We start from the raw sequence: 15,203 nt of genomic DNA on the forward strand, positions 1-15,203 counted from the left end.
ATGTTGCATAACTCCATTCTCGACGTCATCGGCCAGACACCCATCGTGCGCCTGGCGCAGTTTTCCGAAGACCTCGGCATCGAAGTCTACGCCAAGCTCGAATCCCTCAACCCGGGCGGCAGCCACAAGGCGCGCATCGCCCTGGGCATGATCCTCGACGCCGAGCGCCGGGGCGTGCTGATTCGTGACTCCGGGCAAACCATCATCGAGCCCAGCGGCGGCAATACCGGCATTGGCCTGGTGATGGCCGGCAATGTGCTGGGCTACAAAGTCGTGCTGGTAATCCCCGACAACTACAGCCCCGAAAAGCAAAAACTGCTGCGCTTGTACGGTGCCAAAGTGGTGCTGTCGGACAGCCGCCTTGGCAACAACTCCCACGGCGAAAAATGCATGGAGCTGCAGTTGGAAAACCCCAACTACGTGATGCTCAACCAGCAACGCAACGGCGCCAATCCGCAAACCCACCGTGACACCACCGCGCCGGAAATCCTTCGCGCCTTCGGTAAGCGGCGCGTGGATTACTTCGTCAGCGGCATCGGCACCGGCGGCCATATCACCGGTATCGGCGAAACCCTCAAGGCGGCGTGGCCGGCGATCCGCGTCATGGGCGTGGAGCCTGAAGAATGCGACCTGCTCAAGGATCGGCACGCGCCGCACCAGATCCAGGGGCTGTCGATCGGGCTGATCCCGAGCATTCTCAACCTGGAGGTACTGGACGGCATGCTCAAGGTGCCGCACCAGGCGTGCGTCGACATGATGAAACGCATCATGCGCACCGATGCCATCAGCCTGGGTTTGTCGTCAGCCGCCAACATGGTCGCCATCGCCCAACTCGCTCCCGAACTACCGCCCGAAACGGTGGTGTTGACCATGGTCTACGACAATGCTGACAGCTACCTGCCCAGTTTCGAATAACCGGTTACCCAACCAACCAGAATGCGGGGGTACCTCCATGGGGGGCTTTATCGACATACAGCAGTTGCACGATGAGTTGCTCACCCATCTCATCAAGACCCTGACGCCTGCGCAGATGAAGCAACTGGAACCGCACCTGGCACCCTTGATCCAGAACGCCGCCCAGGCAGTCGCCGAAGACTTGATCGCCTACGCCTATCGCGATCCGGCGTCCCGTGGGCGCGGCGAGTTGATTCTGGAGTCCTATGCCTCGTTCAAGGCGGTGCTGTTCTACCGGCTCGCGCACCTGGTATGGCACTTCCCCGGCCACACCAACGGCGTGTTTTCACGCATTGCGCTCAAGCTCAGCAACCAGGGCAAGATCCTCTCCGGTGCCGAGATCCACCCGGCGGCGCGTATCGGTCGGCGCTTTGTGCTGGACCACGGCTACGGCACGGTGATCGGCGAAACCTGCGAAATCGGCAACGACTGCTACATCCTCTGCGGCGTCACGCTGGGCGCTCGCGGCATCGCCAATAACCCGGACGGCAAGCGCCATCCACGCCTGGGCAACAACGTCGAAGTCGGCGCCGGCGCCCGGGTGCTGGGCTATGTGCTGATCGGCGATAACGTGTTTATCAGCCCTTCGTGCGTGATCACCCAGGACGTTCCGGCAGGCACCCGGGTCAGAGTGGTCAACCAGGTCCAACTGCAAAAAAACGTTGAAACGGACCACACCCATTACCTCGGTGCCTTCGCCCTGGATGAGCGCCTGCATGTCGTCGGCGAGGTCAACGCCAGCTACAACGTCACGGTGCTGGATGCCGACTTTCACCCGTTGCGCGGATTGATGCTGGAACCGACGGTGAAAGAACGCCATCACCTGCAATTTCGCCTGCGCCGCCTCGACATCGGCGAACAACTGCCGCGCCTGCCGCTGAACCTGAAAATCTGCGGGCCGGAATTTGAAATCACCCTGCTCTCCCCCCCTGGCTTGAGCGCAATGGTGCGCCACCTGCTGCAAGCCAGCCCCTTGATCGTTGGAGGATGAACATGTCCGTACACACCATGGAAACCCTGGCGCTGTTCGACAGCGCGCCCTACCAGAACGCCTTCAGCGCCCGGGTGATTGCCGTCAGCGAACAGGGCATCGCCCTGGAGCATACGCTCTTCTACCCCACGGGCGGCGGGCAGCCGGGCGACACCGGGCATCTGACCCTGGCCGATGGCACACGGGTCGACGTGGTGGGCACCGTGCGCGACCCGGTGCTGCGTTCAATCATCTGGCACCAGGTGGAACACTGCCCCGAGCAATTGACGGCCGGCGTGCAGGTAGACGCCGGCCTCGACTGGGAGCGGCGCTACCAGCACATGAAGATGCACACCTGCCTGCACCTGTTGTGCTCGCTCATCGATGCACCCGTGACCGGCTGCAGCATCAGCGCGGACAAAGGCCGCCTGGATTTCGACCTGCCGGAAATGACCCTCGACAAAGACACCCTCACGCGCGACCTCAACGCCCTGATCGAGGCAGCCCACGCGGTGAAAACCCTGTCGATGCCCGCCACGGAGTATTCGACCTTGCTGCAGATAACCCGCACCCAGGCGGTGGCGCCCCCGGTGATCCAGGGTTCAGTGCGCGTGATTGAAATTGCAGGCGTCGACATCCAGCCCTGCGGCGGTACCCACGTGATCAACACCGAGGAAATCGGCAAGGTGTTCTGCGAAAAGATCGAGAAAAAGAGCAAGCACAACCGCCGAGTGATCCTGCGGTTTGAATAACGCCCAACTGATAGTTCGTACAGCAAACTGACAGCAAATTTACGCGTTTGTAACATTCAGAAACGTACAATTCCCCCGGCAGCGTACCTCCCCCAGATACGCCGTCCCGACTCATGGAGAAAGAGCGCCCAGCCTTTCTCTGTGGGTGCTTGCAGAGAAGCTACGCTCAAACTCACCACGCCTTCTGAACCTGAACGCTGCAGGAACGACTGCCTATGAGCCACTGCCTATGAACAAAGTGTTCCGTCATTACATCCCTGCGTCCACTTTGCGCCTGCTGCCCAACCGCTGGGATTTGGTTGCGCTGCCACTGGTGATCGGTTTTCTATTGTTTTTCTCCATCACCGCACGGGAGACCTGGGCGCCTATCGCCACCCTGCAAAGCGAAGTCATTTCCCTGGACCCAGCGAACCTGCCGGAATATGCAATGCGAACCACGCTGCGCATGCTCGCGGCAATGGTGGCGTCACTGGTTTTCACCCTGCTCTACGGCACCCTGGCCGCCAAAAGCCGGCGTGCCGAAAAACTGCTGGTGCCGGTGCTCGATATCCTGCAATCGGTGCCGGTCCTCGGTTACATCTCGTTTACGGTGACGTTCTTCCTGCTGCTGTTTCCCGGGCGCGTGCTCGGCGCCGAGTTCGCCGCCATCTTCGCGATCTTCACCAGCCAGGCCTGGAACATGACGTTCAGCTTCTATCAGTCGCTGCGCATGCTGCCCCATGACCTGGTGGAAGTGTCCACCAACCTGCGTCTCTCCGGTTGGCAGAAATTCTGGAAGCTCGACGTACCTTTCGCCATGCCCGGGCTTGTGTGGAACATGATGATGAGTATGTCCGGCGGCTGGTTTTTCGTGGTCGCTTCCGAAGCCATCACCGTCGGTGACAAAACCATCACCCTGCCGGGCGTGGGTTCGTACCTGGCCCTGGCCATCGCCCAGAAAGACCTGCACGCCGTGGGCTATGTGATCCTGGCGATGATCGCGGTCATCCTGATCTACGACCAATTCCTGTTCCGCCCGCTGGTGGCCTGGGCTGACAAGTTCCGCATGGAAACCACCGCCTCCCAAGGCGCCGCTCCGCAATCCTGGGTGCTGAACCTGATCCAGCGTACCCGTGTCGTCCAGCGCATCCTGCGCCCGGTCACCCGCACCTTCAGCCGCCTGGGCAACAAGCGGTTCAGCCCGGGGGGCGGTGCATTCAAGGCATTGCCGACAGAAACCCCCGCCGCGTCCAGACTCATCGACTGGGTCTGGGGCACACTGATCGCCCTGATGGCCGCGTATGCGCTGTACCACATCGTGCAGTACGTCGGCACCGAGGTCACTTTCGCCGAGGTCGGCCACGTGGTGGTGCTGGGCCTGATTACCTTGCTGCGGGTGGCCGGGCTGATCCTGATTGCCTCGCTGATCTGGGTGCCGCTGGGTGTGATGATCGGCCTGCGCCCGAAGCTGGCGGAAAAAATCCAGCCCTTGGCCCAGTTCCTCGCGGCGTTCCCGGCGAATCTGCTGTTCCCGGTGTTCGTCATCGTGATCCTGCATTTCCATCTCAACCCGGACATCTGGCTGAGCCCGCTGATCGTGCTGGGCACCCAGTGGTACATCCTGTTCAACGTGATTGCCGGAGCCAGCGCCTTCCCCAACGACTTCAAGGAAGCCGCCGCCAACTTCCGCATTCGCGGCTGGCTGTGGTGGCGCAAGGTGATGCTGCCGGGGATCTTCCCGTACTACATCACCGGTGCGATTACCGCCTCGGGCGGAGCCTGGAACGCCAGCATCGTGTCCGAGTACGTGTCCTGGGGCCAGGACAACGTGGTCGCCCACGGGTTGGGCGCCTATATCGCACAAACCACGGCCGCCGGTGATTTCCCCAAGATCGCCCTGGGCGTGGTGGTGATGTCGATCTTCGTGGTGGCGTTCAACCGTGCGGTCTGGCGCCCCATGTACGCCATCGCCGAAAACAAACTTCGTCTGAATTAATGGGATTCGCTGTGATGAATACCTATACCGAACACACCGCCGACACCCCGCAAATCTATTCGCTGAAAAACGTGAACCGGGTCTTCGGCAAAGGCAAAGAAGAGCTGCAAGTGCTCAGCGGCGTAGACCTGAGCCTGCACGAAGGCGAAATCGTCGGCATGCTCGGCCGCTCCGGCTCGGGTAAATCGACGTTGCTGCGCATCATCGCCGGCTTGATCCAGCCGTCGTCGGGTGAAGTGAAATACCACGGCAAACCGCTGACCGGCCCGGCCGAAGGCGTCGCCATGGTATTCCAGACGTTCGCGCTGTTCCCCTGGCTGACCGTACTGGAAAACGTGGAGGCCGGCCTGCAAGCCCTGCAAGTGGAGCGCAAGGAAGCCCGCAAGCGCGCCTTGGCCGCCATCGACCTGATCGGCCTGGACGGTTTCGAAAACGCTTACCCTCGTGAGCTGTCCGGTGGCATGCGCCAGCGCGTAGGCTTTGCCCGTGGCCTGGTGGTCAACCCGACCCTGCTGCTGATGGACGAACCGTTCTCGGCCCTGGATGTGCTCACCGCGGAAACGCTGCGCACCGACCTGCTGGATTTGTGGAGCGGCAAGCAACTGCCGATCAAGTCGATCCTGATCGTGACGCACAACATCGAAGAAGCGGTGCTCATGTGCGACCGCATCCTGGTCCTGTCGTCCAACCCCGGACGCGTGGTCGCCGAGATCAAGGTGCCGTTCCCGCACCCGCGTAACCGGTTGGATCCGACTTTCCGGCAAATGGTCGACGACATCTACGCCCTGATGACCGACCGCCGCAGCGCCGATGCCAGCGTCGGCAAGCCCGAACTGAAGATGAGCAGCCTGCTGCCGGAAGTGTCCACCAACCTCATGGCCGGCCTGATCGAAACCCTCGCCGCCGAGCCCTACAACGGCCATGCCGGCCTGCCCACCGTGGCCGAACGGCGCCTGCTGGAAGTCGACGACCTGTTCCCCGTCGCCGAAATGCTGGAGCACCTGGGCTTCGCCGAACTCAAGGGTGCCGACATCACGCTCACCGACGCCGGCAAGCTCTTCGCCGACTACGGCACCCAGGAACGCAAGACCCTGTTCGCCGAACACTTGATCCAGCACGTACCGCTGGCCGCACGCATTCACCAGGTACTGCTTGAACGCAGCGGGCACCGCGCACCTCGGGTGCGCTTCGAACAAGAGCTGGAAGACTCGATGACCGAAGCGTTCGTGGAGAAAACCCTGGAAACCGTGGTGGCGTGGGGGCGCTATGCGGAGATCTTCTCCTATGACGACCACACCGAGACGTTCAGCCTGGAGGACGTCGAAGGCAGCATGTAGCCCCCTGGAAGCAGCGGGAGGGGGTTTGATCCCCTCCCCCATTAATCCCCGGTGTTTTTCAGATCACGAACAGATCCAGGAAACGGTTCACTGGCGTGGCCTCAAGCCGCGCCTGATCCTTGCACAACGCAAAAATCTCCCCACTGCGCTGCGCGGTAAACCGTGTGGCCAGGTTGGCCTTGAACTTCTCTTCCAGCAACGGAACGCCGTCTACCCGGCGACGGCGATGGCCAATCGGGTACTCCACCGCTACCTGCCTGGTGTGGGTGCCGTCGGTGAAAAACACCTGGACCGCGTTGGCGATGGAGCGTTTGTCCGCCTCCAGGTATTCACGGCTGTAACGTGGGTCTTCGACGATGACCATCTTTTCGCGCAACTGGTCGATGATGGGATGCGCGGCATGGAATTCATCCTCGTACTGCTCCGCTACCAGATTGCCGAAGGCCAGGGGCACGGCGGTCATGTATTGCAGGCAGTGGTCGCGGTCGGCGGCGTTGGCCAGCGGGCCGACCTTGGAGATGATGCGAATCGCCGACTCATGGGTGCTGATCACGATACGCTCGATTTCATGCAGCCGGTCCTTCACTGACGGGTGCAGGATCACCGCGGCTTCGCACGCCGTTTGCGCATGGAACTCGGCGGGAAAGCTGATCTTGAACAACACATTTTCCATCACGTAGGTGCCGTAGGGCTGGGACAGGCTGAAGGTACGTTTATCCTCCGGCTTGAGGGCCAGATCCTTATTGGTGTGGCTGAACAGCACATCGTAAAAGCCCCACTGCGGCGCACTCAATACACCGGGGATACCCATCTCGCCGCGCAGCGCGATATCCGCCAGGCGCACACCACGGCTCGACGCGTCCCCCGCCGCCCAGGACTTGCGCGAACCGGCGTTCGGCGCATGCCGGTACGTACGCAGCGCCTGGCCATCCACAAAGGCATGGGACAAGGCCGCGAGCAACTGCTCACGGTCGGCGCCCATCAGCTTGGCGGTGACGGCCGTGGAAGCGACTTTCACCAGCAACACATGGTCGAGACCCACGCGGTTGAAGGCGTTTTCCAGGGCAATCACGCCCTGGATCTCGTGGGCCATGATCATCGCTTCCAGCACCGCACGCAGGGTCAACGGCGCGTCCCCGTTGGCCACGTGCTTTTGCGACAGATGGTCGGCCACGGCGAGGATGCCGCCCAGGTTATCCGAAGGGTGCCCCCATTCGGCGGCGAGCCAGGTGTCGTTGTAATCGAGCCAACGCACGATACAGCCGATATCCCACGCGGCCTTGACCGGGTCCAACCGGAATGACGTACCCGGCACACGCGCGCCGAACGGTACCACCGTGCCTTCGACGAGTGGCCCCAGGTGCTTGGTGCACTCGGGGAAGCGCAAAGCCAGCAGGCCACAGCCCAGCGTATCCATCAGGCAGTTGCGGGCGGTGTCCAGCGCGTCCGTGGAGTCGATCCGGTAATTGAGGACATAGTCAGCAATATCCTGCAGGACCTGATCGTAGTCGGGACGGTTGTTCTGGTCGACGTTGGCACTCATGGCAGTTCTCCAAAAGGGGTGGGGGTGGGTCCTCGGGCTTACGGTTGAAGGAAGCAGATCTTGAATGTCTGCCTTGAATTGCGGGAGGGGGCTTGCCCCTCTCACATTGGAACTGTGCAGGGGTTTTAGAAGGCGTCGCCGGGAATACGCACGAAGCCTTCCATCAACACCCGCGCACTGCGGCTCATGATGGCTTTCTTGACGACCCACTCGCCGTTCACTTGGCTGGCCTCAGCGCCAACGCGCAAGGTGCCGGACGGGTGTCCGAAGCGCACGGCGTTGCGTTCCACACCACCGGCCGCCAGGTTGACCAGGGTGCCGGAAATCGCCGCCGCTGTTCCAATCGCCACCGCTGCCGTGCCCATCATCGCGTGGTGCAACTTGCCCATGGACAGCGCGCGCACCAGCAGGTCCACATCCGCAGCCTTGATCGCCTTGCCGCTGGATGCCACGTAATCCGCAGGCTTGGCCACAAACGCAACCTTCGGTGTGTGCTGGCGCCGGGCAGCTTCATCGACATGCTGGATCAGGCCCATGCGCAGCGCGCCATAGGCTCGCACGGTCTCGAACATCGCCAGGGCTTTCGGGTCGCTGTTGATCGCACCTTGCAGCTCGGTGCCGGTGTAGCCGAGGTCTTCGGCGTTGATAAAAATCGTCGGGATACCGGCATTGATCAACGTCGCCTTGAAGGTGCCGACACCCGGCACTTCCAGGTCGTCGACGAGGTTGCCGGTGGGGAACATCGAACCACCGCCGCCCTCTTCTTCCGCTGCCGGGTCCATGAACTCAAGCTGCACTTCAGCGGCCGGGAAGGTCACGCCGTCGAGTTCGAAGTCACCGGTCTCCTGCACGGCGCCATCGGTGATGGGTACGTGGGCAATGATGGTCTTGCCGATATTGGCCTGCCACACCCGCACCACGGCCACGCCGTTGTGCGGCACGCGGGCCGGGTCGACCAGCCCGGCGCTGATGGCGAACGAGCCCACCGCCGCCGACAGGTTGCCGCAGTTGCCGCTCCAATCGACAAAGGGTTTGTCGATGGAGACCTGGCCGAACAGGTAGTCCACGTCGTGCCCGGCGCGGGTGCTTTTCGCCAGGATGACCGTCTTGCTGGTGCTCGATGTGGCGCCGCCCATGCCGTCGATCTGTTTGTCGTACGGGTCGGGGCTGCCGATCACCCGCAACAGCAAGGCGTCGCGCGCGGCGCCCGGCATCTGTGCCGCTTCGGGCAGGTCCTTGAGGCTGAAAAATACGCCCTTGCTGGTACCGCCACGCATGTAAGTGGCCGGGATCTTGATTTGCGCTGCGTGTGCCATGGTTATCCTCTTCAGGCGGTGGCCGCCGATTCCAGGAAGTCCTGGGCAAAACGCTGCAACACGCCGCCCGCCTCGTAGATCGACACTTCTTCGGCGGTGTCCAGGCGGCAAGTCACCGGCACTTCGACACGTTCGCCATTCTTGCGGTTGATCACCAGGGTCAGTTGCGCACGCGGGGTGCGTGCGCCGACCACGTCATAGGTTTCGCTGCCATCGATCTTCAGCGTGTGACGGTCGGTACCCGGCAGGAACTCCAACGGCAGCACGCCCATGCCCACCAGGTTGGTACGGTGGATGCGCTCGAAACCTTCAGCCGCAATCGCTTCCACACCGGCCAGGCGCACGCCCTTGGCCGCCCAGTCACGGGATGAACCCTGGCCGTAATCGGCACCGGCAATGATGATCAGCGATTGCTTGCGCTCCATATAGGTTTCGATGGCTTCCCACATCCGCGTGACCTGGCCTTCGGGCTCGATGCGCGCCAGGGAACCCTGCTTGACCTTGCCGTTTTCAACCACCATTTCGTTGAACAGTTTCGGGTTGGCAAAGGTGGCACGTTGTGCGGTCAGGTGGTCGCCCCTGTGAGTCGCGTAGGAGTTGAAGTCGACTTCCGGCAGGCCCATTTTCGCCAGGTATTCACCCGCGGCGCTGTCGAGCATGATCGCGTTGGAAGGCGACAGGTGGTCGGTGGTGATGTTGTCCGGCAGCACCGCCAGCGGGCGCATGCCCTTGAGCGGTCGCGCCCCGGCCAGCGCGCCTTCCCAGTACGGTGGGCGGCGGATATAGGTGCTCTGCGGGCGCCAGTCATACAGCGGCGCGACTTTCGGGCCGGTGTCTTCGTGCACGGCAAACATCGGGATGTAGACTTTGCGGAACTGTTCCGGCTTGACGGACGCCTTGACCACCGCGTCGATCTCTTCATCGCTCGGCCAGATGTCTTGCAGGCGGATTTCCTTGCCGGCGGCATCCAGGCCCAGCACGTCCTTCTCGATATCGAAACGGATGGTGCCGGCAATTGCGTAGGCCACTACCAACGGCGGCGAAGCGAGGAAGGCTTGCTTGGCGTACGGGTGAATACGCCCATCGAAGTTGCGGTTACCCGAGAGCACGGCGGTGGCGTACAGGTCGCGGTCGATGATTTCCTGCTGGATCACCGGGTCGAGCGCGCCGGACATGCCGTTGCAGGTGGTGCAGGCAAACGCCACCACGCCGAAGCCGAGCTTCTCCAGCTCGTGGTCCAGGCCGGCTTCTTCCAGGTACATGGCCACGGTTTTCGAGCCCGGCGCCAACGAGGATTTGACCCACGGTTTACGGATCAGCCCCAGCTTGTTGGCGTTGCGCGCCAGCAGGCCGGCAGCGATCACGTTGCGCGGGTTGCTGGTGTTGGTGCAGCTGGTAATGGCCGCGATGATCACCGCGCCGTCGGGCATTTGGCCGGGGACTTCTTCCCAGGGGCCGCAAATGCCTTTGGACGCCAGGTCGCGGGTCGCCACGCGAGCATGCGGGTTGCTCGGGCCCGCCATGTTGCGCACGACACTGGACAGGTCGAAGGTCAGGCCGCGCTCGTATTGCGCACTGCCGAGGTCATCGGCCCACAGGCCGGTGTGGCGGGCGTACTGCTCGACCAGGGCGACTTGCTCGTCTTCGCGGCCGGTGAGCTTCAGGTAGGCGATAGTCTGTTGGTCGATGTAGAACATCGCCGCCGTGGCGCCGTATTCCGGTGCCATGTTGGAGATGGTCGCACGGTCGCCCAGGGTGAGTGCCGAAGCCCCTTCGCCGAAGAACTCCAGCCATGCGCCCACGACTTTTTGTTTGCGCAAAAACTCGGTCAGCGCCAGCACCATGTCGGTGGCGGTGATGCCCGGTTGCAGCTTGCCCGTCAGTTCCACGCCGACGCTTTCCGGCAGGCGCATCCATGAGGCGCGGCCGAGCATCACGCTCTCTGCTTCCAGGCCGCCGACGCCGATGGCGATCACGCCCAGGGCGTCCACGTGCGGGGTATGACTGTCGGTGCCGACGCAGGTATCAGGGAAGGCAACACCGTCGCGCACCTGGATCACCGGGGACATTTTCTCCAGGTTGATCTGGTGCATGATGCCGTTGCCTGGCGGGATCACATCGACGTTCTTGAACGCCTTTTTGGTCCACTCGATAAAGTGGAAACGGTCTTCGTTGCGACGGTCTTCGATGGCGCGGTTTTTCTCGAACGCCTGCGGAACGAAACCACCGGCTTCGACGGCCAGCGAGTGGTCGACGATCAATTGGGTCGGCACCACCGGGTTAACCTGGGCCGGGTCGCCGCCCTGCTGGGCGATGGCATCACGCAGGCCGGCAAGGTCTACCAGGGCGGTCTGGCCGAGGATGTCGTGGCACACCACGCGCGCGGGGAACCAGGGGAAGTCGAGGTCGCGCTTGCGTTCGATCAACTGGCCGAGGGACGCGTTGAGGGTAGCCGGGTCGCAGCGGCGCACCAGGTTCTCGGCGAGTACACGAGAGGTGTACGGCAAGGTGGCGTAAGCGCCGGGCTTGATTGCATCGACCGCCGCACGGGCATCGAAGTAATCCAGGCGGCTGCCGGGCAGCGGTTTGCGAAATTCTGTGTTCATCGTCAGGACTCGGTCACGGTAAGGTTACGGCGGGAACCCGGCCCCTGTAGGCGCGAGCTGGCTCGCGAAGGTCGTCAACGATAACGCTGGCACGCTGAATGAACGCGGCGCCTTGACGTTTTTCGCGAGCCAGCTCGCTCCTACGGGAAACCGATAGAGCCAGCCATTCAGCGACGTTCGATTGGCACGAACTTGCGCTGCTCGACGCCGATGTATTCGGCGCTTGGACGGATGATGCGGTTGTTGGCGCGCTGCTCGAATACATGTGCCGCCCAGCCGGTGAGGCGCGAGCAGACGAAGATCGGGGTGAACAGCTTGGTCGGGATACCCATGAAGTGGTACGCCGAGGCATGGTAGAAGTCGGCGTTGGGGAACAGTTTCTTCTGCTCCCACATGGTCTTGTCGATGGCTTCGGACACTGGGAACAACACGGTGTCGCCCACTTCGTCAGCGAGCTTCTTCGACCAGCCCTTGATCACTTCATTACGCGGGTCGCTGTCTTTGTAGATCGCGTGGCCGAAGCCCATGATCTTGTCCTTGCGCGCCAACATGCCGAGGGTGCCTTCGACGGCGTCCTGCGCTGACGAGAAACGCTCGATCATTTCCATCGCCGCTTCGTTGGCGCCGCCGTGCAGCGGGCCGCGCAACGAGCCGATGGCCGCCGTGACGCAGGAATACAGGTCGGACAGGGTCGACGCACACACCCGGGCGGTGAAGGTCGAGGCGTTGAATTCATGCTCCGCGTACAGGATCAGCGACACGTTCATCACTTTGACGTGCAGGTCGCTGGGCTTTTTGTCGTGCAACAGGTGTAGGAAGTGGCCACCGATGCTCGGCTCGTCCGTCACGCAATTGATGCGTTTGCCGTCGTGGCTGAAGCGATACCAGTAGCACATGATCGCCGGAAAAGCCGCGAGCAGACGGTCGGTGACATCGCGCTGCACGCTGAAGTCTTTCTCCGGCTCGATATTGCCCAGGAACGAGCAACCGGTGCGCATCACGTCCATCGGGTGGGCGTCGGCGGGGATGCGTTCCAGCACTTCCTTGAGTGCTTGCGGCAGATCGCGCAGCTTGCTCAGCCTGGCACTGTAGGCGGCCAGTTCGGCTTGGGTCGGCAGCTCGCCGTACAGCAGCAGGTAGGCGACTTCTTCAAACTGCGCATCGGCGGCCAGTTCGCGCACGTCGTAGCCGCGATAGGTCAGGCCGGCACCGGCCTGGCCCACGGTGGACAGTGCGGTCTGCCCGGCGACCTGGCCACGCAGGCCGGCGCCACTCAGTACTTTTGCTTCAGCCATGTTCGTTCTCCAATCTTGAATTTATTAGGGAGGCGTGCCGCGTTACTTTTTCGCGGCAAACAACGCGTCGAGCTTCTGCTCGAAGGTGTGGTAGTCGATGCGATCGTAAAGCTCCATGCGGGTTTGCATGGTGTCGATCACGTTCTGTTGGGTGCCGTCGCGACGGATCGCGGTGTAGACGTTCTCGGCGGCCTTGTTCATGGCGCGGAAAGCCGAAAGCGGGTACAGCACGATGGAAACATCGGCAGATTTCAACTGTTCGGTGGTGTACAGCGGCGTCGCGCCGAACTCGGTAATGTTAGCCAGGATCGGCGCCTTCACACGGGAGGCGAACAGCTTGTACATCTCAAGCTCGGTGATGGCCTCCGGGAACACCATGTCGGCGCCGGCCTCGATGCAGGCGGCGGCACGCTCCAGGGCGGACTCCAATCCTTCCACCGCCAGGGCGTCGGTACGCGCCATGATCACGAAACTGTCGTCGGTGCGCGCATCCACGGCCGCCTTGATGCGGTCGACCATCTCCTGCTGGGACACGATTTCCTTATTCGGGCGATGACCACAACGCTTGGCGCCGACCTGGTCTTCGATATGGATGGCCGCCGCGCCGAACTTGATCATCGACTTGACGGTGCGCGCCACGTTGAACGCCGAGGAGCCGAAACCGGTGTCCACGTCCACCAGCAGCGGTAGGTCGCACACGTCGGTGATGCGGCGTACGTCGGTCAGCACGTCATCCAGGCCGGTGATCCCCAGGTCCGGCACGCCCAGGGAACCTGCAGCCACCCCGCCACCCGACAGGTAGATCGCCTTGAAGCCGGCGCGCTTGGCCAGCAGGGCGTGGTTGGCGTTGATCGCGCCGACCACCTGCAAAGGGTGTTCGCTGGCGACCGCGTCACGGAAACGTTGGCCTGGAGTGCTGTTGTTGTTGGAACTCATGACTCACCTCGTTAGGGGGCAGTGTCTGGAAAGTGACGGGCGATGTTGCGTTTGGATGCGCCGATATGGCGCCGCATCAACAACTCCGCCAGTTCACCGTCGCGATCGGCAATCGCGTCAAGAATGCGGTGATGTTCGGCAAACGCCTGGCGTGGACGATTGGGTGTCGCGGAGAACTGGATGCGGTACATGCGCACCAGTTGGTACAGCTCGCCGCAGAGCATTTGGGTGAGGGTGCGGTTGCCGGCGCCCTGGATGATCCGGTAATGAAAGTCGAAGTCGCCTTCCTGCTGGTAATAACCGAGGCCGGCCTGGAACGCTTCGTCGCGCTCATGGGTGTGCAGTACCTGGCGCAGCTCCTCGATTTCCGCGTCGGTCATGCGCTCGGCGGCCAGGCGACAGGCCATGCCTTCGAGGGATTCACGGATTTCGTAGAGTTCGATCAGTTCGGCGTGGCTCAGGGACACCACCCGTGCGCCGACATGCGGCACCCGCACCAGCAGGCGCTGGCCTTCCAGGCGGTGGATCGCTTCACGCAGCGGGCCACGACTGATGCCGTAGGTGCGGGCCAGTTCCGGCTCGGAAATCTTGCTGCCGGGGGCGATCTCACCCTTGACGATGGCGGCCTGGATACGCCGGAAGACGTTCTCGGACATGGTCTGGGAATCATCTTGCGCTACCACTGGGGTTTCCAGCTGCTCCAGCATATTGTCGACACCTTTAAAAGCAATGCCGCAAAAACTAGCCAATCAGACCCTATTAGTCAAAGAATAAATACACATTGTCGACAATCGTCTAATAACCCCCGCCACACCTTCCAAGGGCATGGCCGCCTGCCAGCGCTGGCGCCGGAAAAGCATCATGTTAGAATGCCCGCCGCTTTCGCCTGACATCACCTGATGAAACGGCGCACGAGGGAGTTTGCGCAGCAATGCCAGTCGCCTTGAATTGAACATCGCACGGCACCGCCTCAGGATTTATGAGACTCAAGCCCTTCCTTCTATTGATTTGCCTAGTGTGCGTACCGGGTCTTGGCGTAGGCGCCGAGAAGACCGTGTATGGCCTGAACGAATACGCCAAGCTGACCGGCATCGACCTGGAAGTGGCGGCCAAACTCGATACAGGCGCCAAGACCGCTTCGCTCAGTGCCCGCGATATCAAGCGCTTCAAGCGCAATGGCGAATCCTGGGTGCGCTTTTACCTCGCCATCGACACCGCCCATGCCCACCCCATCGAACTGCCCCTGGCCCGCGTCAGCAAGATCAAGCGCCGCGCCGGTGACTACGACCCGGATGAGAACAAGCACTACACCGCCCGCCCGGTGATTGCCCTGGATATCTGCATGGGCGCCGCTTTACGCAGCATCGAAGTGAACTTGACTGACCGCAGCGCATTCCAATACCCGCTGCTGATCGGCTCCGAAGCCTTGAAACGCTTTGATGCGCTGGTCGACCCCAGTCTCAAATATGCAGCGGGCAAACCTGCCTGCGCCGCCGACGCTTATACCGCCGAGTAAACC

General features: G+C 62.2%; 12 protein-coding genes. 6 read left to right on the plus strand and 6 right to left on the minus strand.

Going from position 1 to position 15,203, the window contains the following annotated elements; translation table 11 throughout:
• The 5 genes from EXW71_RS08230 to EXW71_RS08250 all read left to right on the plus strand — a co-directional run bounded on the left by EXW71_RS08230 (nt 1) and on the right by EXW71_RS08250 (nt 5,988).
• On the plus strand, nt 1–915 hold the full coding sequence (locus tag EXW71_RS08230; RefSeq protein WP_134657011.1) for a PLP-dependent cysteine synthase family protein: 915 nt from the start codon (nt 1–3) through the stop codon (nt 913–915).
• A gap of 37 nt (nt 916–952) precedes the next feature.
• Nucleotides 953–1,945, plus strand: coding sequence for a serine O-acetyltransferase (locus tag EXW71_RS08235; RefSeq protein WP_134657012.1), 993 nt, complete (start codon nt 953–955; stop codon nt 1,943–1,945).
• A 2-nt stretch (nt 1,946–1,947) separates the two neighbouring features.
• On the plus strand, nt 1,948–2,676 hold the full coding sequence (locus tag EXW71_RS08240; RefSeq protein ID WP_123715399.1) for an alanyl-tRNA editing protein: 729 nt from the start codon (nt 1,948–1,950) through the stop codon (nt 2,674–2,676).
• Nucleotides 2,677–2,905: 229 nt separating this feature from the next.
• On the plus strand, nt 2,906–4,651 hold the full coding sequence (locus EXW71_RS08245) for an ABC transporter permease subunit (RefSeq protein WP_134657013.1): 1,746 nt from the start codon (nt 2,906–2,908) through the stop codon (nt 4,649–4,651).
• A 14-nt stretch (nt 4,652–4,665) separates the two neighbouring features.
• A complete protein-coding gene (locus tag EXW71_RS08250) occupies nt 4,666–5,988 on the plus strand; it encodes an AAA-associated domain-containing protein (protein ID WP_123715397.1) in 1,323 nt (440 codons plus the stop codon).
• Between the two features lie 58 nt (nt 5,989–6,046).
• On the opposite strand, the gene prpD is transcribed toward EXW71_RS08250, so the two are convergent.
• From prpD to EXW71_RS08285, 6 genes are all read right to left on the minus strand, one after another.
• Entirely contained in the window at nt 6,047–7,531 is a 1,485-nt protein-coding gene (prpD, locus tag EXW71_RS08255; RefSeq protein WP_134657014.1) for a 2-methylcitrate dehydratase, read from the minus strand.
• Nucleotides 7,532–7,656: 125 nt separating this feature from the next.
• Nucleotides 7,657–8,847 (minus strand): 2-methylaconitate cis-trans isomerase PrpF, encoded by a 1,191-nt coding sequence (gene prpF, locus EXW71_RS08260; protein ID WP_134657015.1) that lies wholly within the window; start codon nt 8,845–8,847, stop codon nt 7,657–7,659.
• A gap of 11 nt (nt 8,848–8,858) precedes the next feature.
• Nucleotides 8,859–11,453: a Fe/S-dependent 2-methylisocitrate dehydratase AcnD gene (gene acnD, locus EXW71_RS08265; RefSeq protein ID WP_134657016.1), complete on the minus strand. Its 2,595-nt coding sequence runs from the start codon at nt 11,451–11,453 to the stop codon at nt 8,859–8,861.
• Nucleotides 11,454–11,620: 167 nt separating this feature from the next.
• A complete protein-coding gene (gene prpC, locus EXW71_RS08275) occupies nt 11,621–12,748 on the minus strand; it encodes a 2-methylcitrate synthase (RefSeq protein WP_123715393.1) in 1,128 nt (375 codons plus the stop codon).
• Nucleotides 12,749–12,790: 42 nt separating this feature from the next.
• Complete coding sequence (prpB, locus tag EXW71_RS08280; RefSeq protein ID WP_123715392.1) at nt 12,791–13,684, minus strand: methylisocitrate lyase; 894 nt, start codon at nt 13,682–13,684, stop codon at nt 12,791–12,793.
• 11 nt (nt 13,685–13,695) lie between these two features.
• On the minus strand, nt 13,696–14,391 hold the full coding sequence (locus tag EXW71_RS08285) for a GntR family transcriptional regulator (protein WP_123715391.1): 696 nt from the start codon (nt 14,389–14,391) through the stop codon (nt 13,696–13,698).
• A gap of 272 nt (nt 14,392–14,663) precedes the next feature.
• On the opposite strand from EXW71_RS08285, the gene EXW71_RS08290 reads away from it, so the two are divergent.
• Entirely contained in the window at nt 14,664–15,200 is a 537-nt protein-coding gene (locus EXW71_RS08290; RefSeq protein WP_123715390.1) for an ATP-dependent zinc protease, read from the plus strand.
• Nucleotides 15,201–15,203 lie beyond the last annotated feature (3 nt).

Source organism: Pseudomonas sp. BCA17, assembly GCF_004519405.1.
In the GTDB taxonomy this organism is placed as follows: domain Bacteria; phylum Pseudomonadota; class Gammaproteobacteria; order Pseudomonadales; family Pseudomonadaceae; genus Aquipseudomonas.

What these genes read in the sequence shown, in the direction of transcription:
- acnD (WP_134657016.1), bottom strand. Translation starts at nt 11,453, where the DNA reads ATGAACACAGAATTTCGCAAACCGCTGCCCGGCAGCCGCCTGGATTAC.
- prpD (WP_134657014.1), bottom strand. Translation starts at nt 7,531, where the DNA reads ATGAGTGCCAACGTCGACCAGAACAACCGTCCCGACTACGATCAGGTC.
- EXW71_RS08290 (WP_123715390.1), top strand. Translation starts at nt 14,664, where the DNA reads ATGAGACTCAAGCCCTTCCTTCTATTGATTTGCCTAGTGTGCGTACCG.
- EXW71_RS08245 (WP_134657013.1), top strand. Translation starts at nt 2,906, where the DNA reads ATGAACAAAGTGTTCCGTCATTACATCCCTGCGTCCACTTTGCGCCTG.
- prpF (WP_134657015.1), bottom strand. Translation starts at nt 8,847, where the DNA reads ATGGCACACGCAGCGCAAATCAAGATCCCGGCCACTTACATGCGTGGC.
- prpC (WP_123715393.1), bottom strand. Translation starts at nt 12,748, where the DNA reads ATGGCTGAAGCAAAAGTACTGAGTGGCGCCGGCCTGCGTGGCCAGGTC.
- EXW71_RS08230 (WP_134657011.1), top strand. Translation starts at nt 1, where the DNA reads ATGTTGCATAACTCCATTCTCGACGTCATCGGCCAGACACCCATCGTG.
- EXW71_RS08250 (WP_123715397.1), top strand. Translation starts at nt 4,666, where the DNA reads ATGAATACCTATACCGAACACACCGCCGACACCCCGCAAATCTATTCG.
- EXW71_RS08285 (WP_123715391.1), bottom strand. Translation starts at nt 14,391, where the DNA reads ATGCTGGAGCAGCTGGAAACCCCAGTGGTAGCGCAAGATGATTCCCAG.
- prpB (WP_123715392.1), bottom strand. Translation starts at nt 13,684, where the DNA reads ATGAGTTCCAACAACAACAGCACTCCAGGCCAACGTTTCCGTGACGCG.
- EXW71_RS08240 (WP_123715399.1), top strand. Translation starts at nt 1,948, where the DNA reads ATGTCCGTACACACCATGGAAACCCTGGCGCTGTTCGACAGCGCGCCC.
- EXW71_RS08235 (WP_134657012.1), top strand. Translation starts at nt 953, where the DNA reads ATGGGGGGCTTTATCGACATACAGCAGTTGCACGATGAGTTGCTCACC.